The sequence below is a fragment of the Microbacterium sp. PAMC21962 genome (assembly GCF_019443465.1).
Lineage (GTDB): Bacteria > Actinomycetota > Actinomycetes > Actinomycetales > Microbacteriaceae > Microbacterium > Microbacterium hominis.
Window position 1 is genome coordinate 3,139,077 of the sequence record NZ_CP080381.1, and the last position, 22,926, is coordinate 3,162,002.

Annotated in this window: 19 protein-coding genes and 1 riboswitch; of the genes, 11 read left to right on the forward strand and 8 right to left on the reverse strand. The window is 72.1% G+C overall.

The annotated features are described in order from the left end of the window. Positions 1-101: 101 nt before the first annotated feature. A complete protein-coding gene (locus tag KY498_RS14735; RefSeq protein ID WP_191009574.1) occupies positions 102-2,318 on the forward strand; it encodes an NADP-dependent isocitrate dehydrogenase in 2,217 nt (738 codons plus the stop codon). A gap of 196 nt (positions 2,319-2,514) precedes the next feature. On the opposite strand, the gene KY498_RS14740 is transcribed toward KY498_RS14735, so the two are convergent. Together KY498_RS14740 and KY498_RS14745 are read right to left on the reverse strand one after the other, a co-directional pair. Beyond that, the gene (locus KY498_RS14740) at positions 2,515-4,020 is read right to left on the reverse strand and encodes a L,D-transpeptidase family protein (protein WP_101306795.1); all 1,506 of its coding nucleotides are present in this window, start codon (positions 4,018-4,020) and stop codon (positions 2,515-2,517) included. Positions 4,021-4,113: 93 nt separating this feature from the next. After that, complete coding sequence (locus tag KY498_RS14745) at positions 4,114-4,560, reverse strand: hypothetical protein (protein WP_191009007.1); 447 nt, start codon at positions 4,558-4,560, stop codon at positions 4,114-4,116. A 112-nt stretch (positions 4,561-4,672) separates the two neighbouring features. On the opposite strand from KY498_RS14745, the gene KY498_RS14750 reads away from it, so the two are divergent. The 6 genes from KY498_RS14750 to KY498_RS14775 all read left to right on the forward strand — a co-directional run bounded on the left by KY498_RS14750 (position 4,673) and on the right by KY498_RS14775 (position 10,846). Further along, entirely contained in the window at positions 4,673-5,851 is a 1,179-nt protein-coding gene (locus KY498_RS14750; RefSeq protein WP_061781844.1) for an ROK family transcriptional regulator, read from the forward strand. Positions 5,852-5,913: 62 nt separating this feature from the next. Beyond that, positions 5,914-7,191, forward strand: coding sequence for an extracellular solute-binding protein (locus KY498_RS14755; RefSeq protein WP_060960739.1), 1,278 nt, complete (start codon positions 5,914-5,916; stop codon positions 7,189-7,191). 140 nt (positions 7,192-7,331) lie between these two features. Next, on the forward strand, positions 7,332-8,291 hold the full coding sequence (locus KY498_RS14760) for a carbohydrate ABC transporter permease (protein WP_060960740.1): 960 nt from the start codon (positions 7,332-7,334) through the stop codon (positions 8,289-8,291). Further along, on the forward strand, positions 8,291-9,130 hold the full coding sequence (locus KY498_RS14765) for a carbohydrate ABC transporter permease (RefSeq protein ID WP_060960741.1): 840 nt from the start codon (positions 8,291-8,293) through the stop codon (positions 9,128-9,130). The genes KY498_RS14760 and KY498_RS14765 overlap by 1 nt, the downstream gene beginning before the upstream one ends. Then, positions 9,130-10,074 (forward strand): ROK family protein, encoded by a 945-nt coding sequence (locus KY498_RS14770; protein ID WP_101306794.1) that lies wholly within the window; start codon positions 9,130-9,132, stop codon positions 10,072-10,074. Before KY498_RS14765 ends, KY498_RS14770 begins: the two co-directional genes overlap by 1 nt. After that, a complete protein-coding gene (locus KY498_RS14775; RefSeq protein WP_191009006.1) occupies positions 10,067-10,846 on the forward strand; it encodes a glucosamine-6-phosphate deaminase in 780 nt (259 codons plus the stop codon). Before KY498_RS14770 ends, KY498_RS14775 begins: the two co-directional genes overlap by 8 nt. 82 nt (positions 10,847-10,928) lie before the next feature. Here KY498_RS14775 and KY498_RS14780 read toward each other — a convergent pair whose 3' ends face one another. The 5 genes from KY498_RS14780 to KY498_RS14800 all read right to left on the reverse strand — a co-directional run bounded on the left by KY498_RS14780 (position 10,929) and on the right by KY498_RS14800 (position 17,716). Then, positions 10,929-12,290 carry an FAD-binding oxidoreductase gene (locus KY498_RS14780; protein ID WP_191009005.1) on the reverse strand — a complete coding sequence of 454 codons (1,362 nt, stop codon included), beginning with the start codon at positions 12,288-12,290 and terminating at the stop codon, positions 10,929-10,931. A 13-nt stretch (positions 12,291-12,303) separates the two neighbouring features. Continuing rightward, entirely contained in the window at positions 12,304-12,726 is a 423-nt protein-coding gene (locus KY498_RS14785) for a YrdB family protein (protein WP_191009004.1), read from the reverse strand. Positions 12,727-12,764: 38 nt separating this feature from the next. Next, on the reverse strand, positions 12,765-14,516 hold the full coding sequence (locus KY498_RS14790) for a sigma-70 family RNA polymerase sigma factor (protein WP_191009003.1): 1,752 nt from the start codon (positions 14,514-14,516) through the stop codon (positions 12,765-12,767). A gap of 456 nt (positions 14,517-14,972) precedes the next feature. Next, positions 14,973-16,109, reverse strand: a complete 1,137-nt coding sequence (nagA, locus tag KY498_RS14795) for an N-acetylglucosamine-6-phosphate deacetylase (RefSeq protein ID WP_191009002.1) — start codon at positions 16,107-16,109, stop codon at positions 14,973-14,975. Then, the gene (locus KY498_RS14800; protein ID WP_191009001.1) at positions 16,106-17,716 is read right to left on the reverse strand and encodes a family 20 glycosylhydrolase; all 1,611 of its coding nucleotides are present in this window, start codon (positions 17,714-17,716) and stop codon (positions 16,106-16,108) included. Before KY498_RS14800 ends, nagA begins: the two co-directional genes overlap by 4 nt. Before the next feature lie 121 nt (positions 17,717-17,837). Continuing rightward, positions 17,838-17,921: riboswitch (ZMP/ZTP riboswitch) on the forward strand. Between the two features lie 66 nt (positions 17,922-17,987). On the opposite strand from KY498_RS14800, the gene glyA reads away from it, so the two are divergent. After that, the gene (glyA, locus tag KY498_RS14805) at positions 17,988-19,262 is read left to right on the forward strand and encodes a serine hydroxymethyltransferase (RefSeq protein ID WP_061781839.1); all 1,275 of its coding nucleotides are present in this window, start codon (positions 17,988-17,990) and stop codon (positions 19,260-19,262) included. 120 nt (positions 19,263-19,382) lie between these two features. Beyond that, positions 19,383-20,267 (forward strand): bifunctional methylenetetrahydrofolate dehydrogenase/methenyltetrahydrofolate cyclohydrolase, encoded by an 885-nt coding sequence (locus tag KY498_RS14810; RefSeq protein WP_219879419.1) that lies wholly within the window; start codon positions 19,383-19,385, stop codon positions 20,265-20,267. 36 nt (positions 20,268-20,303) lie between these two features. Here KY498_RS14810 and KY498_RS14815 read toward each other — a convergent pair whose 3' ends face one another. Beyond that, the gene (locus KY498_RS14815; protein ID WP_223848978.1) at positions 20,304-21,146 is read right to left on the reverse strand and encodes a cytochrome c oxidase assembly protein; all 843 of its coding nucleotides are present in this window, start codon (positions 21,144-21,146) and stop codon (positions 20,304-20,306) included. A 151-nt stretch (positions 21,147-21,297) separates the two neighbouring features. Here KY498_RS14815 and KY498_RS14820 point away from each other — a divergent pair, with 151 nt between their 5' ends. After that, positions 21,298-22,248, forward strand: a complete 951-nt coding sequence (locus tag KY498_RS14820; protein ID WP_191008999.1) for an EamA family transporter — start codon at positions 21,298-21,300, stop codon at positions 22,246-22,248. Between the two features lie 4 nt (positions 22,249-22,252). Then, positions 22,253-22,903, forward strand: coding sequence for a GntR family transcriptional regulator (locus KY498_RS14825; protein WP_223848977.1), 651 nt, complete (start codon positions 22,253-22,255; stop codon positions 22,901-22,903). The last annotated feature ends 23 nt before the right edge of the window (positions 22,904-22,926 follow it).

Here is a 22,926-nt window from a genome sequence, read left to right on the forward strand (position 1 = left end):
CTTGACGTCAAGATATATTCCGGTGATGCGATAGCCTGGTGGGTGACCCCGCGACGCTCACCACGACGCCCACGACGACGCTCACGACGGAGAGATCACACGTGCCCGAGTCCACCATCATCTACACGCACACCGACGAGGCGCCGGCGCTGGCGACGGCCTCTTTTCTGCCGATCGTGAGGGCTTTCGCGGGGCAGGCGGGCGTCGAGATCGACACCCGCGACATCTCCCTCGCGGGCCGCATCCTCGCCGCCTTCCCGCAGCGTCTCTCGCCCGAGCAGCAGGTGGGCGACGCGCTCGCCGAGCTCGGCGGTCTCGCCACCCTGCCCGAGGCGAACATCATCAAGCTGCCGAACATCTCGGCATCCATCCCGCAGCTGAAGGCCGCGATCGCCGAGCTCCAGTCGCAGGGCTACGACATCCCCGACTACCCGGACGACGCCGCCACGGTGGAGGAGAAGGACATCCGCGCCCGCTACGACCGCATCAAGGGATCGGCCGTGAACCCCGTGCTGCGCGAGGGCAACAGCGACCGCCGCGCGCCGCTGGCGGTCAAGAACTACGCGAAGAAGCACCCCCACCGCAACAAGCCCTTCGCCGCCGGGTCCAAGACCCGCGTCGCCACCATGGGCCACGACGACTTCAAGAGCAACGAGAAGAGCTGGATCGCCGCCCACGACGACGTCCTCAGCATCCGTCACACCGCCGTCGACGGCACCGTCACCGTTCTCAAGGACGGCCTCAAGGTGCTGCCGCGCGAGGTCGTCGACGCCACCTTCCTCTCGGCCAAGGCGCTCGACGCCTTCCTCGCCGACACCATCGCCCAGGCCAAGGCGGAGAACGTGCTGTACTCCGTGCACCTGAAGGCCACGATGATGAAGGTCAGCGACCCCATCATCTTCGGCCACGTCGTCCGCGCGTTCTTCGCCGACGTCTTCGACACCTACGGCGCGCAGCTCTCGGCCGCCGGTCTCGACGGCAACAACGGCCTCGGGTCGATCCTCGCCGGGCTGGGCGACCTCGCCGACGGCGACGCGATCTCCGCCCGCATCGCGCAGGACCTCGCGTCGGGCCCCCGTCTCAGCTACGTCAACAGCGACAAGGGCATCACCAACCTGCACGTGCCGTCCGACGTCATCGTCGACGCCTCGATGCCCGCCCTCGTGCGCAACGGCGGAAAGCTGTGGGGCGTCGACGGCGCCGAGGACGACACCATCGCCGTCATCCCCGACTCCTCGTACGCCGGCGTCTACCAGGCCGTCATCGACGACGTGATCGCGAACGGCCCGCTCGACCCCGCGACCATCGGCACCGTGCCGAACGTCGGCCTCATGGCCCAGGCCGCCGAGGAGTACGGCAGCCACGACAAGACCTTCGAGATCCCGGCGGACGGCGTCGTCGAGGTGCTCGACTCCGCCGGCACCGTGCTCATCGAGCACCACGTCGAGAAGGGCGACATCTGGCGCGCGACCCAGGCGAAGCACATCGCGATCATGGACTGGGTGCGCCTGGCCGTCTCCCGCGCCCGCGCCACCGGCGTGCCCGCCGTCTTCTGGCTCGACGTCAACCGCGCCCACGACGCCCAGCTCATCGGCAAGGTGCACCAGGCGCTCGCGACGCTCGACACCGGTGACATCACGATCGTCATCCTCCCGCCCGAGGAGGCGACGCGGTACACGCTCGCGCGCCTGCGCAAGGGCGAGGACACGATCTCGGTGACGGGCAACGTGCTGCGCGACTACCTGACCGACCTCTTCCCGATCCTCGAGGTCGGCACGTCGGCCAAGATGCTCTCGATCGTCCCCCTGCTCGCCGGCGGCGGCCTCTTCGAGACCGGCGCGGGCGGCTCGGCCCCCAAGCACGTGCAGCAGCTCCTCGAAGAGGACTACCTGCGGTGGGACTCGCTCGGCGAGTTCTTCGCGCTCGCGGCATCCTTCGAGCACCTCGCCGAGTTCACCGGCAACGCGAAGGCCAAGGTGCTCGCGGACACGCTGGATGCCGCGACCGGCACGTTCCTCGAGGAGGACCGCTCGCCGGGGCGCTCGCTCGGGACCATCGACAACCGCGGCAGCCACTTCTACCTCGGTCTGTACTGGGCCCAGGAGCTGGCGCGCCAGAGCGCGGATGCCGAGCTCGCGGCCGCGTTCGCGCCCGTGGCCGAGAAGCTCGCGGCGGCGGAGCAGGAGATCGTGGCCGAGCTCAACGGTGTCCAGGGGCACCCCGTCGACATCGGCGGCTACTACCACCCCGACGTGGCGAAGGTCACCGCCGTCATGCGTCCGTCGGCGACGCTGAACGCGGTCATCGACGCGCTGTGATCCTCACCGAAGGCGCGGGCTGCGGCCCGCGCCTTCGGCGTTGCCGGCGTGGGGCGTTTCGACTCGGCGCTTCGCGCCTCGCTCAACGACCGGTGAGAGCGCGGTGCCCGCGCCTCGCTCAACGACCGGTGAGAGCGCGGCCCCCGGTCGTTGAGCGACGAGCGCAGCGAGGAGTCGAAACGCGCCGAGCCCGGGCTCAGTCGTGGATCCACACGTCCACGCCGGTCGGGGACCAGTCGTAGATCTGCTTCGCGCGATAGTTGGGCATGCCGACGCAGCCGTGGCTCTGCGGCGTGCCGAAGTTGTTGTGCCAGTACACGCCGTGGAAGGCCTCGTCGCCGTTGAAGTACATGACCCACTCGACGTTGGGCACGTCGTAGTTCCAGTACGGGTTGTTCGGGTCGGTGCTCGTCATCGTCTGCGAGCGGATGTGGCTGTTGATGCGGAAGTGCCCCGTGTAGGTGGGAGACGCCGGCAGACCGCTGGAGATCGGCCACGAGTCGACGACCGCGCCGTTCTCCTTCAGGTAGAGCATCTGCTCGCTGAGGTTCACCTCGAGCAGGCGCTGCAGCGTCGTCGTGGATGCCGGGGTCACCGTCACCGGGAGGGCGAACGCCGCTTTGCCTGAAGCGAGCTGCGTCGCGAACTCCTGTGCGACGCCGCTGGTGTCGCCGAGCGTGCGGCCGTCGGCGCCGGGCACGCTGGTGTCGAGCACGGTGCCATCGGAGTTGGTGATCACCGTGCCGTTCGCCGGTGCGCGGTCGACGAGGGCGGCGAGGCCCGACACGGCCGCCTGGATCTTGTCGGCGTCCGCGGTGATCGCGAAGCTCCCCGCGGCGTCGGGGGTCACGGTGAGCCACGACGCAGCGGTCGCGGCGTCGACCGGCACGGTGCGCTCGTCGCCGACGTAGAAGCCGATGGTCTGCAGCATGCCGTTGAGCTGGTCGGCGGCGGCCTGCGCCTTCTCGGTCGAGGCGGGTGCGGCGACCGGGACCGTCGTCGTCGGGACGACCACGGAGCTCTGCCCCGAGACGAACGCGTCGTGGAGCGCCGCGCTGATGGCGTCGAGGTCGAGACCCGTCCCGTCGACGGCGGGCGTGACGGTGTAGGCGGTGCCGGCGAACGCGACGCCTGCGGGGACGGGGTCGACGAAGCTTCCGGGGAGGGCCGCGCGCAGCGCCGCGGTGGCCTTCTCGGCATCCAGGGTCAGGGGGGCATCGACGGCGTCGCCGAACCACTGCGTCACATTCCACAGGGGGCGTTCGTCGAAGGCGGCGTCGGCGAGCGCGCGGGCGTCGACCGTCGCACCGAGCTGAGCGCCCGTCACGGTGGGCCCGCCCTCACCCAGCACGAGCGTGGTGGCGCCGAGCCGCTGACTGATCGCATCGGTCGCGGCGCCGGCCGTGAGGAAGCCCACGGGAACGCCGGCGACGGCCGTGCCGGGGGCGATGAGCACGAGCGAGGCGGCCACGACACCGACGGCGAGCGCACCGGCGGGAACGCCGATCCACAGCCAGAGGCGCTTCTTCTTCGGCGCCGGCTCGGCCGGGGCCCACTGCACGGGAGGGGCTTCGGACGGAGGCGCCGCGCCGTCGAACGGGTCCACGGGACCGTCGAGAACGGCCGTCGCGGCGGTCGTCGGCGTCGCCGACGAGGGCTCGGGCGTGTGGTCCGCCTCTCGCCCCGTGCCAGGATCGGTCACTTGCAACACCCCCGTGTTCTGCGCGGCCGCGCCCTCCTATGGTACGGGATGGTGCGGCCGGCTCGGCAGAGACGTTCGTCGAGGCTCGTGTGCTCAGCCCCCGGAGCAGATCCGGGTGAACGCGGCCAGCGCAGACCGGATGTCGTCGGTGGTGGTCTGCAGGGCCGTGAGACGGGACAGATCCCCGCCCGCGATCGCCGCGAGGGTGTCGGATGCCGAGGCGAACCCGGTCTGCAGCGGCGGCAGCAGCGCGGCCACCTCGTGGTTGCCGACGGTTCCGGCGGCGGCGCCGAGCCGTTCCGCGACCCCGCCGAGGGCGTCGACCGCGGCGCGCGGGTCGCCGGGGTCGAGCGTCTGCAGCTGGGCCGCGGCATCCTCGACGCCGGCGCGCACGGTGTCGCACGCCTCCGCGACGGTCTGCGTGTCGCCGTCGGACGGCGTGGGGGCAGGGGAGGATGCCGCGCAGCCGGCGAGGGCCAGAGCGCCGGCGAGGATCACGGCGGCGAGCGGGGCGCGGCGGCGCGGCGGCATGGCGGTCATGTCTCTCCTCCTGTGATCGCCCGCGACGGGCAATGTAACGGTTTTGTAAACGGTCCTGCCGAATTGCGTTCCGCGCTTGCGGAACGGAGATTCGTAAGGTCTACTAACAAACATGTCCGGATCCGATGTGCAGCGCACCGCCCCCGAGACGGCCGCCCTCGCGGGCCGGTCGTTCAGCGCAGGCCGCGCGCTGCGTCACGCGGCGAAGGTCCTGCCGGAGCACGCTCGCGCGCACAACCGCTCCCTCGTGCTGCAGACCCTCTTCCACCAGGGTGCCATGAGTCGGGCGGACCTTTCCCGGGAGACCGGCCTGACCCGGGTGACGATCTCGGATCTCGTGGCAGAGCTGATCGACGACGGCTACGTCGCCGAACGCGGCCTGCGCGAGGTGACCGGTCCGGGCAAGCCCGCGATCCTCGTCGACCTCGACCGCGAGGGGCACCGCATCGTCGGGCTCGACCTCTCCGGCACCGACCGCTTCCTCGGCGCCGTGCTCACCCTCGACGGCGAGATCGTCGCGCGCCTCGACGTCGACGTGCCCGCCGATCCCGCCGACATCCTCGCCGTCGTCATCGATCTCGCCCGACGCCTGGTCGCGGATGCGCACGCTCCCGTCCTCGGCATCGGCGTCGGCAGTCCCGGCATCGTCGACGACCGCGGCGTCGTGCTCACGGCGCCGAACCTCGGCTGGCACGACGTCGACCTCGAAGGGGTGCTGCGTGCCGAGCTCGGACTTCCCGTGCTCGTGGCCAACGACGCCAACGCGGCCGTCCTCGCCGAGTACACCTTCGGCGGCGCCGCCGACGACGTGCTCCTCGTTCGCGTCGGCCGCGGCGTCGGCTCGGGGCTGCTCGCCGGCGGACAGCCCATGCGCGGCTCGCGCTTCGCCGCGGGCGAGATCGGCCACGTCACGGTCGGCACCGACGGCGGGCCGCGCTGCGTCTGCGGCAAGATCGGCTGCCTCGAATCGTGGCTGTCGGTGCCCGCCCTCGAGGCGCGGCTCGCGGAGCCCGACGCGGACCGCGACGCCGTGCTCCGCGACGCCGGTGCGCGTCTCGGCATCGCACTCGCCCCCATCGTGGGCGTGCTCGACCTGTCGGAGATCGTGCTCTCCGGCATCCCAGAACTTCTCGACGGACCCCTCGCGACCGCGACCGTCGAGACACTGCGCACCCGGACGCTCGCCGAGTTCCACGACGGCGTGCAGGTGCGGATGACGGCGCAGGGGGAGGACATCGTCCTCCGCGGTGCGGCCGTCATGGTCCTGTCAGGACAACTCGGGGTGTCCTGACCCCTCATCCACGGATGGGTCACCGTGCCCCGATACCACCAAGAGAGACAAAGGAAGACACCATGAACAAGAAGCTCGGAGCCCTCGCGCTCCTCGGCGCTTCGGCTGTCGTTCTCGCCGGCTGCGCGGGCGGAAGCTCGGGCGGCACCGACGCCTCGGGCACGCCTGCAGCGGCGCAGCTGCGGGTCTGGCTCGTCGGCACCGACACGCCTCAGGATGCCCGCGACTACCTCAAGAAGACGTTCGAAGCCGACAACCCCGGCTCGACGCTCGTCATCGAGGAGCAGCAGTGGACCGGGCTCGTCGACAAGCTGACCACGAGCCTGTCGTCCAACGACACCCCCGACATCGTCGAGATGGGCAACACGCAGGCGGCCGCCTTCACCTCCAGCGGTGCACTCCTGGACATCTCCGACATCAAGGATCAGATCGGCGGGGACGACCTCCTGCCCGGATTCGTCGAGGCCGGCTCGTGGGACGGCAAGCTCTACGCGGCGCCGTACTACTCGGGCGCCCGCATCGTCTTCTACAACACCACCCAGTACGCCACGGCGGGTGTGCAGGTGCCGACGACCCTCGACGAGTACGTCGCGGGCGGAGAGAAGCTCGCGCAGGCGCTCCCCGGCGTCTCCGGCGTCTACTTCCCCGGCAAGGACTGGTACAACGCCCTCCCGTTCATCTGGGAGAACGGCGGCGAGGTCGCCGTGCAGAAGGACGGCAAGTGGGAGGCGCAGATGTCCAGTGACGCGTCGGTCAAGGGCATCGAGCAGGTGCAGCAGCTCATGACGAAGGCCTCCCTCGCCCCGAAGGACGGCGACGAGACCGAGGCGTGGGTGCCCTTCCGCACCGAGAAGGCCGCCACGCTGTCGGCGCCGAGCTGGGCGTACTGGTCGATCGTCGCCGATGAGGACAAGGCCGAGACGGCGCTGAGCAAGACCGTCGGCTACTACGCGCTCCCCGGCAAGGACGGCGGCGCGGCGAAGGTCTTCGCCGGCGGCTCGAACATCGGGATCGCGGCGAAGTCGGCCAACCCGGAGCTCGCCAAGAGCGCGCTGGAGATCATGCTCAGCGACGAGTACCAGTCGATCCTGGCCAAGGCCGGTCTCGTGCCCGCCAAGAAGTCGCTGGGCGGCGAGGTCGCGGCGGCCACCCCGGAGCTCGCGAAGATCATCGCGGATGCCGCGGCGAACGCCAAGCTGACCCCCGCCTCCCCGAAGTGGGCGGATGTCGAGGCGAAGGGCCTGCTGCAGGACTTCTTCGTCCAGGTCGCCGCCGGCGGCGACGTCAAGACGCTCGCCACCGCGCTGGACGAGCAGATCGACGCCATCCTCAACGGCTGAGTCCACTTCGACTCGCCGGCGTTTCGACTCGTCGCTGCGCTCCGCGCTCAACGACCGGTGGGGGCATCGCCTCCCCGGTCGTTGAGCGAGCGCAGCGCGTCGAAACGCCCCTCATCACCACCACGAAAGGAGACCCGGCGATGGCCACCACGCTGATCTCCCGTCGCTCTCCCGAGACCGACCGCCCGTCCGCGCCCGCGCCGCGCCGGCGCCGTCGCCGGGACCGCACACCGCTCGCGCTGCTGCTGCCCGCACTGGTGATGCTCGCCGTCTTCATCGGCTGGCCCCTGCTGCAGCTGATCGTCATGTCGTTCCAGAAGTACGGGCGCGAGCAGATCTTCGGCAAGCCCGCCGAGTTCGTCTGGTTCGACAACTACGTGCGGGTGCTCACCGACGCGCAGTTCTGGGTCGTGCTGGGCCGCAGCTTCGGCCTGATGATCGTCTGCGCCGCGGCCACGATGGTCCTGGGCGTCGCGATCGCGCTCATGATGAAGTCGCTCGGACGGGTGATGCGCACGGTCGTGTCGGTCGGGCTGCTGCTGGCGTGGGCGATGCCCGCGCTCACGGGCACGATCGTGTGGGGCTGGATCTTCGACACGTCCTACGGCCTCGTCAACTACGTGCTCACCCGGATCACCGGGCAGAACTGGATCGGTCACAGCTGGCTGTCCGATCCGCTCAGCTTCTTCGGCGTCGCGGCCATCATCATCACGTGGGGCGCGATCCCGTTCGTCGCCTTCTCGACGTACGCGGGGCTCTCGCAGGTGCCCGACGAGGTGCTGGAGGCGGCATCCCTCGACGGTTCGAGCGCCTGGCAGCGCTTCCGGTACATCGTCGTGCCGTACATCCGCTCGATCCTGGTCGTGCTGTTGATCCTCCAGGTCATCTGGGATCTCCGCGTGTTCGCACAGATCTACGCGCTGCAGACCGTCGGCGGCATCCGCGCCGACACCAATACCATCGGCGTCTACATCTACAGCGTCTCGATGGCGACCGGCGACCTGGGCTCGGGAGGGGCGATCTCGGTGATCCTCGTCATCGTGCTGCTCGCCATCTCGGCCTACTACATCCGCACCATGCTGACCTCGGAGGACGACTGATGAGCGCCCGCACGAGGCGCGCCACCGGGCGCGTCTTCCTGAACCTCGCCGCCGTCGTCGTCTTCGTCTGCTCGGTCTTCCCGGTGTACTGGATGGTCAACACGGCCTTCCTCCCGGGGTCGGCGGTCAAGAGCGAGACCCCGCACTTCTGGCCCGACCAGTTCACGCTGCGCAGCTTCCAGGCGGCGTGGGAGGGCGGGTTCGTACCGGCGCTGTGGGTGTCGCTGGCCGTGACGCTGCTCACCGTCGTCGCCGCGCTGGTGTTCGCGTTCCTCGCCTCGATCGCCGTGTCGCGCTACCGGTTCCGCTCGCGCAAGAGCTTCATCGTGGCGATCCTCGTGATCCAGATGATCCCGGCCGAGGCGATGATCATCTCGACCTTCCGCGTGCTCGACGGCTGGCACCTGCTCAACACGGTGATCGGCCTGTCGGCCGTGTACATCGCGATGGTGCTGCCGTTCACGATCTGGACGCTGCGCGGCTTCGTCAACGGCATCCCCGCCGACCTCGAGGAGGCGGCGATGATCGACGGCTGCAGCCGCACGCAGGCCTTCTGGCGGGTGACCTTCCCCCTGCTGGCACCGGGGCTCGTCTCGACCGGCATCTTCGCCTTCATCCAGGCGTGGAACGAGTTCATCTTCGCCCTCGTCATCATGACCCGCCCCGAGTCGCAGACGTTGCCGATCTGGCTGCGCAGCTTCGTGCAGGCGACGAAGGCCACAGACTGGGCGGTCGTCATGGCCGGATCAACCCTCATGGCGATCCCGGTCATCGTCTTCTTCCTCATCGTGCAGGGCAAGATGACGAGCGGCCTGGTGTCGGGAGCGGTGAAGGGCTGATGCGACTCGGATTCGACGTCGGGGGCACCAAGACCGACGCCGTGGTCGTCGCGTCCGGCGGCGGGGACCGCGGCGAGCACATCCTCGCGCGCCTGCGACGTCCGACCGGGTGGGGAGCGGATGCCGTCGTCGCGACGATCCTCACGATGGTCGACGAGCTGGCGGACGCCGTGGGCCGTCCCGCGTCGGTGTTCAGCTCGATCGGCGTCGGCATGCCCGGGCAGGTCGCCCCCGGCGGGTCCACGGTCACGCACGCCGTCAACCTCGGCATCGACGAGCTCGACCTCGCACTCGCGATCGGGCCGCGCCTCGGCATCCCCGTGCGCGCGGAGAACGACGTGAAGGCGGCGGCCGTCGGTGCGTACGCGCTGCACGGCGCCGCCGGATCGAGCGCGATGGCCTACCTCAACCTCGGGACGGGGATCGCCGCCGGCTTCGTGCGCGGCGGGCGCCTCTGGCGCGGAGTGCACGGATCGGCGGGGGAGGTCGGCCACATCTCCGTCGACCCGGCCGGCCCGCTCTGCCGCTGCGGTCAGCGCGGCTGCATCGAGGCGTTCAGCGGCGGCGCGGCCGTCGCCGAACGCTGGGCGCGTCCCGGCGCCCTGCCGGTGCGCGACGTCTTCGACGCCGCCGACGCGGGGGATGCCGAGGCGATCGCGCTCCGCCGCGGTCTCGCCTACGGCGTGGCCTCGGCGATCCGCGTGATCGTGCTCGCCGGCGACGTCGACGCCGTCGTGCTGGGGGGAGGCGTCACCGCGCTCGGCGACCGTATGCTGAGGCCTGTGCTGACCGAGCTCGAGGAGAGCGCCGCCGCATCCCCGTTCCTGCGCTCGCTGCGACTGAGCGAGCGCGTCGACCTGCTGCCGCCCGGTTCTCCGGCGGCGGCCCTGGGCGCCGCGATCGTCGGCGCCGACTCTGAGCAGGAGGCTGTCTTCCATGGCTGAAGTCGTCATCGTCCCGTCCGCCGCCGACGCGGGCGCCCTCGTCGCCGACGAGATCGTGCGCCTGATCGCGGCGCGGCCCGACGCCGTGCTGGGCCTCGCGACCGGCTCGACCCCGCTGCCCGTGTACGAGGCCCTGCGTCCCCGGCTGGAAGGCCTCGACGTCTCGCGGGTGCGCGGGTTCGCGCTCGACGAGTACGTGGGCATCGACCCGCGGCATCCCGAGAGCTACCGCTCCGTGATCACGAAGGAGGTCGTGGAGCCGCTCGGGCTCGATCCCGACCGCATCCACACCCCCAACGGCGACCTCGCGACCATCGCGCACGCGGGCGACGACTACGAGCGGGCGATCGCCGATGCGGGCGGCATCGACCTGCAGATCCTCGGGATCGGCACGTCGGGCCACATCGGCTTCAACGAGCCCGGGTCCTCGTTCGCCTCGCGTACGCGCGTGAAGACCCTCATCGAGCAGACGCGGCGCGACAACGCGCGCTTCTTCGACTCGGTCGACGACGTGCCGATGCACTGCATCACGCAGGGGCTCGGCACGATCCTCTCCGCCCGGCACCTCTTCCTGCTCGCGTTCGGCGAGGGCAAGGCCGCCGCCGTCGCGGGTGCCGTGGAGGGTCCCGTGACGTCGTCGCTGCCGGGCTCGGCCATCCAGCTGCACCCGCACGTGACCGTCGTGGTCGACGAGGCCGCGGCATCCCGCCTGGAGCACGCCGACTACTACCGCTACGCCTTCGCGAACAAGCCGGCCTGGCAGGGCCTCTGACGCCGCCCAGCGCGCTTCATCCGTCCCCTGCGGTCGCGTCCACGCGCGGATGGCGACAACGAGGGACGGATGAACGGGCGGCTCAGGGCGTGAAGACCTTGCCCGGGTTCAGGATGCCGAGGGGGTCGAACACGCGGGTGATCTGACGCTGCAGCTCCCACTGGTCGTCGCCGAGCTCGTCGACCAGCCAGCGGCGCTTGAGGACGCCGACACCGTGCTCTCCGGTGAGCGTGCCGCCGAGGCGCAGCGCCGAGCGGAACAGATCGTCGGCCGCCCGCCAGACGACCTCCGGCACCTCGTCGCCGTCGAAGACGAAGTTGGGGTGCAGATTGCCGTCGCCCGCGTGGCAGACCGTCGGGATCACGAGGTCGTACTCGCGCTCGATGCGCGCGATCTCGTCGAACATCGCCGGCAGGGCGCTGCGGGGCACCGAGACGTCCTCGATGAGGGTCGTGCCCATCGCCTCCATCGCCGGATGCATCGAGCGACGGATCGTCCACAGCAGCTCGGCGTCCGCATCGTCGCGGGCCGTACGGACCTCGCCGCCGGCGGCGGCGAGGGTGGCGGCGATCGCCTCGGCCTCGTCGGATGCCGACGGGCCGTCGGTCTGCACCGTCAGCTGCGCGGCGCCGGCGGGCGGCGCGGGCAGTGAGAGGAGCCGGTGGACGGCGGCGAGGCACGCGGCATCCATCAGCTCCATGATCGAGGGCTGCGCGCCCGCCGCGGTCACCGCGGAGGCGGCCGCGGCTGCCGCGCGGACGTCGGGGAACAGCGCCGTGAGGGTGCGCGTGCGGCCGGGAACGAGGCGGCGCAGCTTCAGGGTCGCCCCCACGACGACGCCGAGGGTGCCCTCCGAGCCGATCACGAGGGCCGTCAGGTCGAGCCCGGTCACGCCCTTGACGCTGCGGTGTCCGAGGTGCAGCAGCCGCCCGTCGGCGAGCACGACGTCGACGCCGAGGACGGCGTCGCGCACGACACCGTACTTCGCGCACAGCAGGCCCCCGGCGCCGGTGGCGATGTTGCCGCCGACGGTCGAGATGGCGCGGCTCGCCGGGTCGGGAGACCACCACAGCCCGTGCGCGGCGAGGGCGTCGTTGAGATCGGCGTTGAGGATGCCGGGCTCGACGACCGCCAGGAGGTCATCGGCGCGCACCTCGAGGATGCGGTCCATCGCGCGCATCGACAGGACGATCTCGCCGGCACCCGCGTTCGCGCCGCCCGCGAGGCCCGTGCCGGCGCCCCGCACGACGACCGGGGTGCGCGTCGCCGTCGCGATGCGCATGGTCGCCTGGACGTCGGCCACGGATGCCGCGTGCACGATGGCCACCGGTGCGCCGACGGCGGCGTGACCGGACTTGTCGGCCCGCGCCGCGTCGAGGGCGGCCGGGTCCGTGTCGATGCGGTCGGCCAGCTCGGCGCGCAGGAGGTCCAGGACGGTCGTCATCGCGGTCTCCCGTCTAGGCGGCGAGGCGTCGTCGACCGACGACGAGCCCGACCGTGACGGCGACGACCGCGTAGGCGACGCCGATCCAGGCGTTGCCGCTGGTCCACCACACGATGGTCGCGGACGCGTACACGAGCAGCTCGACCAGCGCGCGCACGAACGGGTGCACCGCGAACACCGCGCGCGGGGAGACGAACAGGGCCCACAGGAGGATCGCGATCAGCGGCGTGCCGATTCCGGCGACGATGTTCCACGGGAACGGCCACGCCGTGAATCCCCAGACCGCGAGCGTGATGAACGCGAACAGCTCGGTCAGGAACGCGAGCACGTCGAGCGCGTCGAGCGACGGTCGCATGCCCGCCGGAAGAGCGCCGGCACCGCTGTCCGCGCGCGGAGCTTCGGGGGCGGCGGGTCGTACGGGCGGCAGGTCGGACATGCCTGTCAGTTTACGCGGGGGCCGGGGTGGGCTGCGGCTCAGGGGGCGGGAGGCGGGCCCCAGAGGAAGACGGTGTACTCCGGGCCCAGTCGCTCGCCGTCGACGTACTGGATGGTGGCCGGCGCGTGCAGGATCTCCCGGTAGACCGCGGAGAAGGAGAAGGTCGTCCGGCCGTCTTCGTTCAAGACCTGGCGACCGCGCTCGATCCCCCCGACGACCAGTCGGACCGTCTCGCCCGGTGTTCCCGTGACGACCAGGTCGAGAGTGCCCGTCAGCGGAGTGTCGGGGCTCGGCGTGAACTCGCCGCTGACGAACCGCGGCGAGGGGTCCGCCGTGGGCGTGGGCGTGGGCGTCGGTGTCGGTGTGGGGGTCGGTGTGGGTGTCGGTGTCGGTGTCGGTGTCGGGGTCGGCGTCGCGCTCGGGGTCGGCGACGGGGCCGGCGTCGGGGTCGCCGGCGGGGCCGCCGGGGCGGCGGGCGCCGTCGGCGTGGCACGGCGCGTCGGCGCGGACGTCGAGACGGTGTCGGGCCGCACGGATGCCGTGGGCACCGGCGTCGACGTGGGATCGGCGGAGGGCAGGGTGCTCGGTGTGGGCGCCGCAGCGGGCGGGGCGGCTGCGGCATCCCCGCCGTCGCTCGCTCCTGCGCCGGTCGTGCCCGAACCGTCGGCCGGAGCGGAGGCGCTGTTCGCGATCACCTGGGGCACGACGATCGCGGCAGCAACGGCCGCACCGGCGACGAGCACACCGGCCGCGACCAGCCCGACCACGGCTCCGGCGGCGAGTCCGCCGCCCCCGGCCGCCGCCGAGCCGCCGGCCGCGGCGCCCGCCGAGCCGCCCGCTCCGCCCGTACCGCCACCGCCGGCCGCTCCCGATCCGGCGCCGGCTGCGCCGGCCGCCCCCATCACCGGGGCCGATCCGGGGCCCACGGTCACCGCGCCCGGCACGGTGCCCGAGGCGCCCGCCGCGAGGGCGACCAACGGTGCGGAGCCGCCTTGGAGGGTGGCGAGGTAGGCGGTCGCGGCGCCGGCGCCGATCGTCAGCGGCAGGAGCACCAGGGCCAGACGGTGCGAGACCTCGGTGGCCTCGGCGGCGACGATGGTGCAGCGCGCGCACTCCGCCAGGTGCGCCTCGAGCTTCTTGTGGTCACGCGTGCCGAGGTTGTTGCGCGCGTACGCGCCGAGGCGCTCGATCGTCCACTGGCAGTCGGAGCCGTCGGTGACGCTCTGCAGGTGGGCCTGGATCCACGCCTCGCGCAGCCCTTCGCGCGCGCGGAAGGCGAGCTGCGCGACGGCGGTGGCCTTCATGCCCAGCAGAGGGGCGATCTCGGCCGGCTTCATCTGCTCGATCTCGGTGTACCAGAGCACCTCCTGCCAGCGGGTCGGAAGGCTGCGGAACGCGCGATGCGTGAGGCTCCGATCGAGCGCCTCATCGGTGGAGTGCGCGTCGGCATCCGGATCGGGGAGCGCTTCGAGCTCGTCGATCGCCGTCTCACGGCGGGCGCGGCCCCAGCCGGCCGCGGTGTTGCGGATGCTCGTGAACAGGTACGCGCGGAAGGAGCCCGTGGGCCCGCCGCCCTTGGCGATGGCCTGATAGATGCGCGAATACGCCTCCTGGACCAGATCGTCGGCGTCGAAACTCGAGGTGATCGACGACGCGACCGTCAGCCCCGAACGGTAGTGGCGACGCCACAGTTCGGCGAACGCCTGCCGGTCGCCGGAACGCGTGCGCAGCACGAGGTCGGCGTCGGCGACGTCGGCCACGTCGGGGCGCGGCTGATCGGGGGTGTCCATGGCGGTGTCCTGTCGAGGCGGGCGTGTCGTTCGTCTTCATCGAGAGAGACGCTCGCGGCGGCGGATTATGACGCGGGTCGCGTCATCCCACCCGTATTTTCGCAGGTCCGGCTGGGCAACGGCCGATGGCCGGAACACGCCGCCGGCATGCTCTCGCAAAAAGGTCGAGAAAAATCTCGCAACTCGCGTAATAGACCGCGTGAGTCCCGCTCTCTTACTGGTGAAGGACTTCCCGACACGTGCTCTCCAGGGGGATTCAGGAGCAGCGCGGTCGGGAACGGCCAGGGGAACGGAGCGATCCGTGGCCACGGACCGGAAGCGCGGGATCTCGGGGGAGGACCTGCGCGGTACCGGTGGAGGGGGTAGAGCGGGGCGGACGGCGTGGGGGCGCCGTCCGCCCCGCTTCTCGTCGAGAGCTTCGTCGACGGTGCCGGTTCGGGTGGGGCGCCGGCGGGGTCAGACGGGGATGCCGTCGACCCACACCGACCGCACCGTCAGCCGCTCATCGAGCAGCACGGCGTCGGCGGCGCGGCCCACGGCGAGCGAACCGAATCGGTCCGCGACGCCGACGGCCCGCGCCGGGACGTGCGTGAGCGCGCCGACCGCGGTGGCGAGCCGGACACCCGCGCGCACCGCGAGGCGCAGGGCGGCGTCCTGGGTGAGGGTCGATCCCGCGATCGCACCGCCGACGTCGAGACGCGCGGTGCCGTCGGTCACCGTGACGGCGAGTCCGCCCAGCGTGTAGTGGCCGTCGGCGGCGCCGGCGGCGGCCATCGCATCGGTGATGAGGGCGATGCGACCGGGCGCCTGCGTGAACGCGAGCGCCACGACATCCGGATGCACGTGCACCCCGTCCGCGATGATCTCCAGCGTGACGCGCTCGTCGCGGAGGGCTGCGACGACGGGTCCGGGCTCGCGGTGGTGGATGCCGGGCATGGCGTTGAACGCGTGCGTCAGGATCGTCGCGCCCGCGTCGAAGGCGGCGAACGCCTCGTCCTCCGTCGCGTTCGTGTGCCCGACGGCGACCGCGACACCCGCCGCGGCGAACTGCGACACGGCGGCGAGCCCGCCGGGAAGCTCGGGGGCGAGCGTCACCTGCCGCACGGTGCCGCGCCCGGCATCGATGAGGCGTGCGACGCCCGCGGCATCCGGCGGACGCAGCAGGCCCGGGGTGTGGGCGCCCTTGTGGCCGACGTCGAGGAACGGCCCCTCGAGGTGCGAGCCGAGGATCGTCGCGTCGGCCGCGGCGAGCCCGGCGACGACGGCGACCCGTGCGGCGAGGTCGTCGAGGGATGCCGTGACGAGTGACACCACGGCGCGGGTCGTGCCGTGGGCGCGGTGCAGCGCGCGGGCCGTGGCGATCGCCTCGGCGCCGTCGTCGAACGACGCGCCGCCGCCGCCGTGTCCGTGGATGTCGATGAAACCGGGCGTGAGCACGCCGCCCGCGCCGTCGATGACACGGTCCGCCGCCACCGCGCGCCACCCGTCGCCCGTGCCGCGGTCGCGGACGCGTCCGTCGGCGAACGCGATCCAGGCGTCGTCGGTGGCGGCGCCCCCGTCGACGAGCCGGACGGCGCGGATCACCGTCGTCATGCCGTCCCCCCGTCGGCCGCCTCGCTGAGCGGTCCTTCGCCGCGGCCGGCATCGCGGGCCGGGGCGGCCGCGACGGGCATCCAGTCGATCTCGGGCGAGGTGGTGAAGCGGATGCCGAGCGCCGCCCACAGGGGACCGAGTCCGCCGACGCGGGTGCGGAACGACTCCCAGGATCGCAGGGGCGTCGCCCCGAGGGCGGGCGACCACGCCGCCTCCGCGGCGGCGGCGATGCGCGGGAAGGCGAGGGCGTCCATGTCGTCGGCCGTGCGGGCGGTCTCGCCCCACAGCGGCGCTTCGACGCCGAGGATGTCGTCGTCGCCGATGCCGTCGACGACGCGGGCGGGGTCCCAGTCGTAGGCGCGACGGACGGTGGTCACACCGTGCGCCCAGGTGAGTCCGAGCGGCGAGTCGGGGTCGAACTTCATGTCGAGGTAGATCGCGTCGGCGGGGGAGAGGATCACCTGTCCGCCGCGACGGACGAACCCGCGGGTCTTCTCGTCCATGCCGTCGGTGGGAGACACGAAACCCCAGTACTGCCCGATCGTGCCCGCGGCGAGGGTGGGGGAGGCCCCCGCCTCGTGCCAGGCGATGGGGGTCTTGCCGGCGTCGAGCACGAGGCGCGAGGTGCGCTCGATGTAGTGGGCGTAGTCCTCGGCATCCGTCCCGAGCGCCTCGTCGCCGCCGATGTGCAGATAGGGCCCGGGCGTGAGGGCCGCCAGCTCGGTGAGGACGTCGGCGAGGAAGGCGTAGGTCCGCTCGTCGCGGATGCGCAGCGACGAGAACCCCACCCCGATGCCCTCGTACGGGGTGCCGCTGACGGGCAGTGCGCTGGCGTCCGCCTGCGCGAGCTCCTCCAGTTCGGCGCTCAGCACCGGCTCCTCGCACAGCTCGGGGTAGGCGAGCGAGACCGCGTGCGTGTGGCTCGGGCCGTCGATCTCCGGCACCACGATCATGTGACGGGCGGCGGCGTACGCGACGATGGCGCGGTAGTCGTCGTGCGTGTAGAAGCCTCCGGCGTCACCGCCGACCGCTGTCGTCGCCGCCTTCTGGGTGAGCAGCGGTCGGGACTCCAGCTGCAGCCGCCAGCCCTGGTCGTCGGTCAGGTGCAGGTGCAGCGCGTTGAACTTCAGACCCGCCGCCCGGTCGATGTATCCGCACACGGTCTCGACGTCGAGGAAGTGGCGGGCGACGTCGAGCATCACCCCGCGATAGGCGAAACGGGGGGCGTCGTCGATCTCCATCGCCGCGACATGCGCACCCGCGGGCCCGACCGAGATCGCCTGCACGAGCGTCTGCACGCCGTAGAAGAGGCCCGCGGCGTCGGCGCCGACCACCTCGACGGCGCTCTCGCCGCTGTGCAGCCGGTACGACTCGGCGGGCCCGTCGTGGCCGAGCGCCAGGCGGATGCTGCGACCCGACGCGACGCCGGCGGCCGCCGTGGAGGTCAGCCGGATGCCGGTGCGCACCTCGATCAGCCGGCGCAACGCGGCGGCGGGCGCGGCGGCCTCCGTCTCGGCGAGGATCTCGACGTCGCTCGTGAGCAGGAAGGGGGCGCTGTCGGCGACGACGAGCCGCGCGGGGGCGGGGACGAGGGCGGGCTGCGACACGGTCTCTCCATTCTGCGCGGGTGTCGGGACCGAGACCAGGGGCGATGTGCTCTGTAAGGAGCCCTAACAAATCCGGCGGGGCCAGCTTAGCCGTGTGCCCGGGTCGCCGCATCCGATATGCTCGCACTGTCGCGACTGGCGTTGAGGTGGGTCACCATCGGGGAGCGACGATCACGGCAATCGACCGCACGCCTGGGCCGGCCTTCGTTTGATACAGCGGCGTGCGCACAGCGCACACCGGCATCCACCCGACGAATGGCAGGAGACCGTCATGACCGATCCCTACTTCAACGCCCCGCTCGCCGAGGTCGACCCCGAGATCGCGCAGGTCCTCGAGCGTGAGCTCGAGCGTCAGCGCGGCTACCTCGAGATGATCGCCTCGGAGAACTTCGTCCCCGTCTCCGTGCTGCAGTCGCAGGGCTCGGTGCTGACGAACAAGTACGCCGAGGGTTACCCCGGCCGTCGCTACTACGGCGGCTGCGAGGAGGTCGACGTCGCCGAGGAGCTCGCCATCCAGCGCGCCAAGGCCCTGTTCGGCGCCGAGTTCGCGAACGTCCAGCCGCACTCGGGCGCCTCCGCCAACGCGGCCGTGCTGCACGCGATCGCGCGCCCCGGCGACACCCTGCTGGGCCTCTCGCTCGACCACGGCGGCCACCTGACGCACGGCATGAAGATCAACTTCTCCGGCCGGCTCTACAACATCGTCGCCTACGGCGTCGACCCCGAGACCTCGACGATCGACATGGACGAGGTCGAGCGCCTCGCCGTCGAGCACCAGCCGAAGGTCATCATCGCCGGCTGGTCGGCCTACCCGCGCCAGCTCGACTTCGCCCGCTTCCGCGCCATCGCCGACAAGGTGGGCGCGCTGCTGTGGGTCGACATGGCGCACTTCGCCGGTCTCGTCGCCGCGGGTCTGCACCCGTCGCCGGTGCCGCACGCGCACGTCGTGAGCTCGACGGTGCACAAGACGATCGGCGGCCCCCGCTCGGGCTTCATCCTCACCAACGACGCCGACCTGGCGAAGAAGATCAACTCGGCCGTCTTCCCGGGCCAGCAGGGCGGCCCGCTCATGCACGTCATCGCCGCGAAGGCGACCGCGTTCAAGCTCGCCGCGACCCCGGAGTTCAAGGAGCGCCAGGAGCGCGTCGTGCGCGGTGCGGCGATCCTCGCCGAGCGCCTGTCGCAGCAGGACGTGAAGGATGCCGGGATCTCGGTGCGCTCCGGCGGCACCGACGTGCACCTGGTGCTCGTCGACCTCCGCGACGCCGCGATCGACGGCAAGCAGGCCGAAGATCTGCTGCACGAGATCCACATCACCGTCAACCGCAACGCGGTGCCCAACGACCCGCGTCCGCCGATGGTGACGTCGGGTCTGCGCATCGGCACCCCGGCGCTCGCGACCCGCGGCTTCGGCGACGCCGAGTTCACCGAGGTCGCCGACGTCATCGCGCTCGCGCTGCTTCCGGACGCCGACGTCGAGGCCCTGCGTACCCGCGTGGCCGCGCTGACCGCCGCGTTCCCGCTGTACCCCGGCCTCGCCCAGTAACGGCTCGCCATTCCGGCATCCCCTGTCCGCGAGACACCACCTTCGCACCGAGACACCGTCTGCCGACGTGTGTCTCGGTGCGGGAGTGGTTTCTCGCGGGACGATTTCTGAGGAGAGAACATGACGGCACAGAAACTCGACGGGCGGGCGACCGCCGCGGCGATCAAGGCGGAGCTGGCCGAGCGGGTCGCGAAGCTGAAGGCGCTGGGCGTGACCCCCGGCATCGCGACGGTGCTCGTCGGCGCCGACCCGGCATCCCAGCTCTACGTCGGGATGAAGCACCGCGAGTCCGAGGCGATCGGCATGAACTCGATCCAGGTCGAGCTGCCCGCCGAGGCCACGCAGGAGGAGGTCGAAGCCGAGATCGACCGCCTCAACGCCGATTCGACCTGCCACGGCTACATCGTCCAGCTCCCGCTGCCGCGACACCTCGACACCGATCGCATCCTCGAGCGGATCGATCCCGCGAAGGATGCCGACGGCCTGCACCCGACCAACCTCGGCAAGCTCGTGCTCAACGTCAACGACGAGATCACCTCGCCGCTGCCGTGCACGCCGCGCGCGGTGATCGAGCTGCTGGAGCGCAACGGGTTCGCCCTCGCCGGCACGCACGTCGTGGTCGTCGGCCGTGGCGTCACCATCGGCCGCTCGATCGGGCTGCTGCTCACGCGGCGCGCGGTCAACGCGACGGTCACGCTCACCCACACGGGAACCCGCGACCTGCCCTCCTACCTGCGACAGGCCGACGTGATCGTCGGCGCCGCGGGGGTCAAGCACCTCGTGCGCCCGGAGGACGTGAAGCCCGGTGCCGCCGTGCTCGACGTCGGCGTCACCCGCGAGAGCGACCCCGAGACCGGCAAGGCGAAGGTCTACGGCGACATCGCCCCGGGCGTCGAGGACGTCGCGGGCTGGCTCTCGCCGAACCCCGGCGGGGTGGGTCCGATGACCGTGGCGCTGCTCATGACGAACGTCGTCGAGGCCGCGGAGCGCGCCGTCTCGGCCTGAGCGAGCGGGCTCCGGCCGCAACGCCCGGCGCGACGGTCAGGCGTCGGCCGTGCGGTCTCCGCGCAGGTGCGCCTGCACGAGCGCGTCGTGCTCCTCGTCGGTGAGGGCGTCGAAGCCGGCCGCCTCGACGCGGTCGCGGCGCCCCCAGCGCACGAGCAGGATGATGAGGATCGGCACGTCGGCGACCTCGGCGATGAACCACAGGAGGTCGCCGGCGAGATGCTGGTCGTGCAGCGGGTTCGGCCACCAGCCCGCGCCGGTGGCGGCCGCGACGCCGTCGACGACGGTGTCGTTGAGGCGCAGCAGGATGCCGGGGATCGAGTCGATCACGAGCTCGACGAAGGCCAGGAGGAACTCGACCGCCAGGAAGGTGCTGGTGTGGATGCCGGTGAGCGCCATGAGCGGCACCACCAGCAGCAGCCCGATGACGAGGGCGACGACGCCGATCGCCTCGCCGATCACCGGCGAGGTGCGCAGGATGCCGGCGAGCGGGGTGAGGAAGACGCAGAACACGACCGCGACGAACAGCGTCGCGAACATCGCGTTGCCGAGCACGCGGAACACGCGGCCGTCGAGGATCGCATCCAGGCGTCGGCGTCCGTCGGCGGAGAGCCCGGCGCGCAGCAGATCGAGCGGCCGGCCCAGCGAGACGAGCCCCGGTACGGCCATCAGCAGCAGCGCGATGCGCGCGACGAACGCCCAGCGGAGCTCGGCCGACCACGTGCCGAGGAAGCCGAGCTCGATGACGGCGTACGAGCCCAGGCCGAGCGTGAAGAAGAGCACGGCACGGTGGGCGGGCCAGGCGACGCCGCGCCGCGCCGCCCGGCGCATCCCGAGGGCGTAGAGCAGCGCCGCGCCGACCAGCACCGCGATCGTCACGGGGTCGGCGCGCCAAGTGGTGAGAAGGGCATCGAGGGGAGGCGTGCGGCCAGCGTAGGTCGCGTGCCTATGCGTCGGCGGTGAGCGTGCGCCGCGCCCGGTCGGCTTCCCCGCGCTCCACCAGGCGCAAGATTGTGTAACAATATGCCCCATGTCCCGCTCGCTCTCGGTCGTCGCCGTCCTCGTGGCCGCGCTCTGCTTCGCGACGACCGGCACCGCCCGCGCCCTCGCCGACGTGGATGCCGACGCCGTCTCGATCGGCGCGGCGCGCGTGCTCATCGGCGGCGGGCTGCTCGGCCTGATCGCCCTCGCCCGGCGCCGGCGGTTCCGCGCCGACGCGCCGCCCGCCGCTCTCGCCCCGTCCGGCACGGGGAGGCGGATGCCGAGCATCGTCATCGTGCTCGTGGGCGCGTCCGGCGTGCTGGCCTACCAGCCCACGTTCTTCACCGGCACCGGGCTCAACGGCGTCGCCGTCGGTACGGTCGTGGCCTTGGGATCGGCGCCCGTCGTCACCGGCGTGCTGGACGCGCTCGTGCGTCGTCGACGCCCCGGCATCCGCTGGCTGATCGCCACGACCGTCGCCGTGCTCGGTCTCGTGCTGGTCTCGGGGGTGTTCTCGGGTGGAGCGGCGGGCATCGCCGCGATCACGCCCGTCGGGGTCGCGGCCTCCGTGGGGGCGGGGGCCTCCTACGCGCTGTACGCGATCGCGAGCAAGCTGCTGCTCGATCGCGGCTGGACGGCGCCGGCCGCAATGGGCGCCGTCTTCGGCTCGGCCGCCGTGCTCAGCCTGCCCGTGCTGCTGTCGACGGCGACCGCGTGGCTCGCGACCACCGCCGGGATCGCCCTGGCGCTCTGGCTCGGCGTGGTCACGGTCACCGTCGCCTACCTGCTGTTCGGCGCGGGCCTTCGCCGGCTCAGCCCGGCCACGGTGTCGACCCTGACCCTCGCCGAGCCGCTCGGTGCGACGGTGCTGGGGCTCCTCGTGCTCCACGAGCAGCTGGCACCGGCGTCGATCGCCGGGCTCGCCGTCATCGCCGTGGGCCTGGCGATCGTCGCCGTTCCCGTGCGCGAACGGGGGTCGCGTGTCTCCGCGGCGGCGTGAGCCGGTGTCGCGTCCGACCGCCGACTCACGGCTGGCCGACGCCCTGCGCGCGGAGATCCTCTCGGGTGCGGCGGCCCCCGGATCGCCGCTGCGCGAAGAGGAGATCGCCCGCGCCCACGACGTGTCGCGTCACACCGTGCGGGCGGCGCTGGCGACCCTCGGCGCGGAGCGGCTCGTGCAGATCGTCCCCTACGCGGGGGCACGGGTCTCGGCGCTCGACGACGACGAGCTCGTCGGGCTGCAGCAGCTGCGGGCCGCCCTGGAGTCCGAGGCGGTGCGGATGATCTCCGCCGCCCACGGCGCCCGATGGCCGGCGGAGGTGCGTGCGCCGATCGACGCGGCCATCGACGAGCTCGCGGATGCCGAGGCGCGCGCCGACTGGCCCGCGACGATCCGCGCCCACGCCGCCGTGCATCGGGCCGTCGTCGCGGCGTCGGGAAGCCCGCGGATCGTGCAGACCCACGCCGCGCTCGAGTCCGAGGTGCTCCTCCTGCTCACGCACGTGCGTCCGCACTACGGTCCCGGCGCGCTGGCCGCCGAGCACCGCGCGTACGTCGACGAGATCCGCCGGGGCGGCGGCGCGGCCGTCCGCGCCCACCTCGACCACTCGACGCAGCTGATCCGCGCCGCCCGGGCCGCCGCGGCATCCCGCTGAGGCGCCGCTGACGCGGCCGAGGG

Coding starts and splice junctions, on each gene's coding strand:
- glyA (WP_061781839.1), top strand. CDS start 17,988: ATGACCGATCCCTACTTCAACGCCCCGCTCGCCGAGGTCGACCCCGAG.
- KY498_RS14765 (WP_060960741.1), top strand. CDS start 8,291: ATGAGCGCCCGCACGAGGCGCGCCACCGGGCGCGTCTTCCTGAACCTC.
- KY498_RS14810 (WP_219879419.1), top strand. CDS start 19,383: ATGACGGCACAGAAACTCGACGGGCGGGCGACCGCCGCGGCGATCAAG.
- KY498_RS14820 (WP_191008999.1), top strand. CDS start 21,298: ATGTCCCGCTCGCTCTCGGTCGTCGCCGTCCTCGTGGCCGCGCTCTGC.
- KY498_RS14760 (WP_060960740.1), top strand. CDS start 7,332: ATGGCCACCACGCTGATCTCCCGTCGCTCTCCCGAGACCGACCGCCCG.
- KY498_RS14780 (WP_191009005.1), bottom strand. CDS start 12,290: ATGACGACCGTCCTGGACCTCCTGCGCGCCGAGCTGGCCGACCGCATC.
- KY498_RS14750 (WP_061781844.1), top strand. CDS start 4,673: ATGTCCGGATCCGATGTGCAGCGCACCGCCCCCGAGACGGCCGCCCTC.
- KY498_RS14790 (WP_191009003.1), bottom strand. CDS start 14,516: ATGGACACCCCCGATCAGCCGCGCCCCGACGTGGCCGACGTCGCCGAC.
- KY498_RS14745 (WP_191009007.1), bottom strand. CDS start 4,560: ATGACCGCCATGCCGCCGCGCCGCCGCGCCCCGCTCGCCGCCGTGATC.
- KY498_RS14770 (WP_101306794.1), top strand. CDS start 9,130: ATGCGACTCGGATTCGACGTCGGGGGCACCAAGACCGACGCCGTGGTC.
- KY498_RS14775 (WP_191009006.1), top strand. CDS start 10,067: ATGGCTGAAGTCGTCATCGTCCCGTCCGCCGCCGACGCGGGCGCCCTC.
- KY498_RS14755 (WP_060960739.1), top strand. CDS start 5,914: ATGAACAAGAAGCTCGGAGCCCTCGCGCTCCTCGGCGCTTCGGCTGTC.
- KY498_RS14785 (WP_191009004.1), bottom strand. CDS start 12,726: ATGTCCGACCTGCCGCCCGTACGACCCGCCGCCCCCGAAGCTCCGCGC.
- nagA (WP_191009002.1), bottom strand. CDS start 16,109: ATGACGACGGTGATCCGCGCCGTCCGGCTCGTCGACGGGGGCGCCGCC.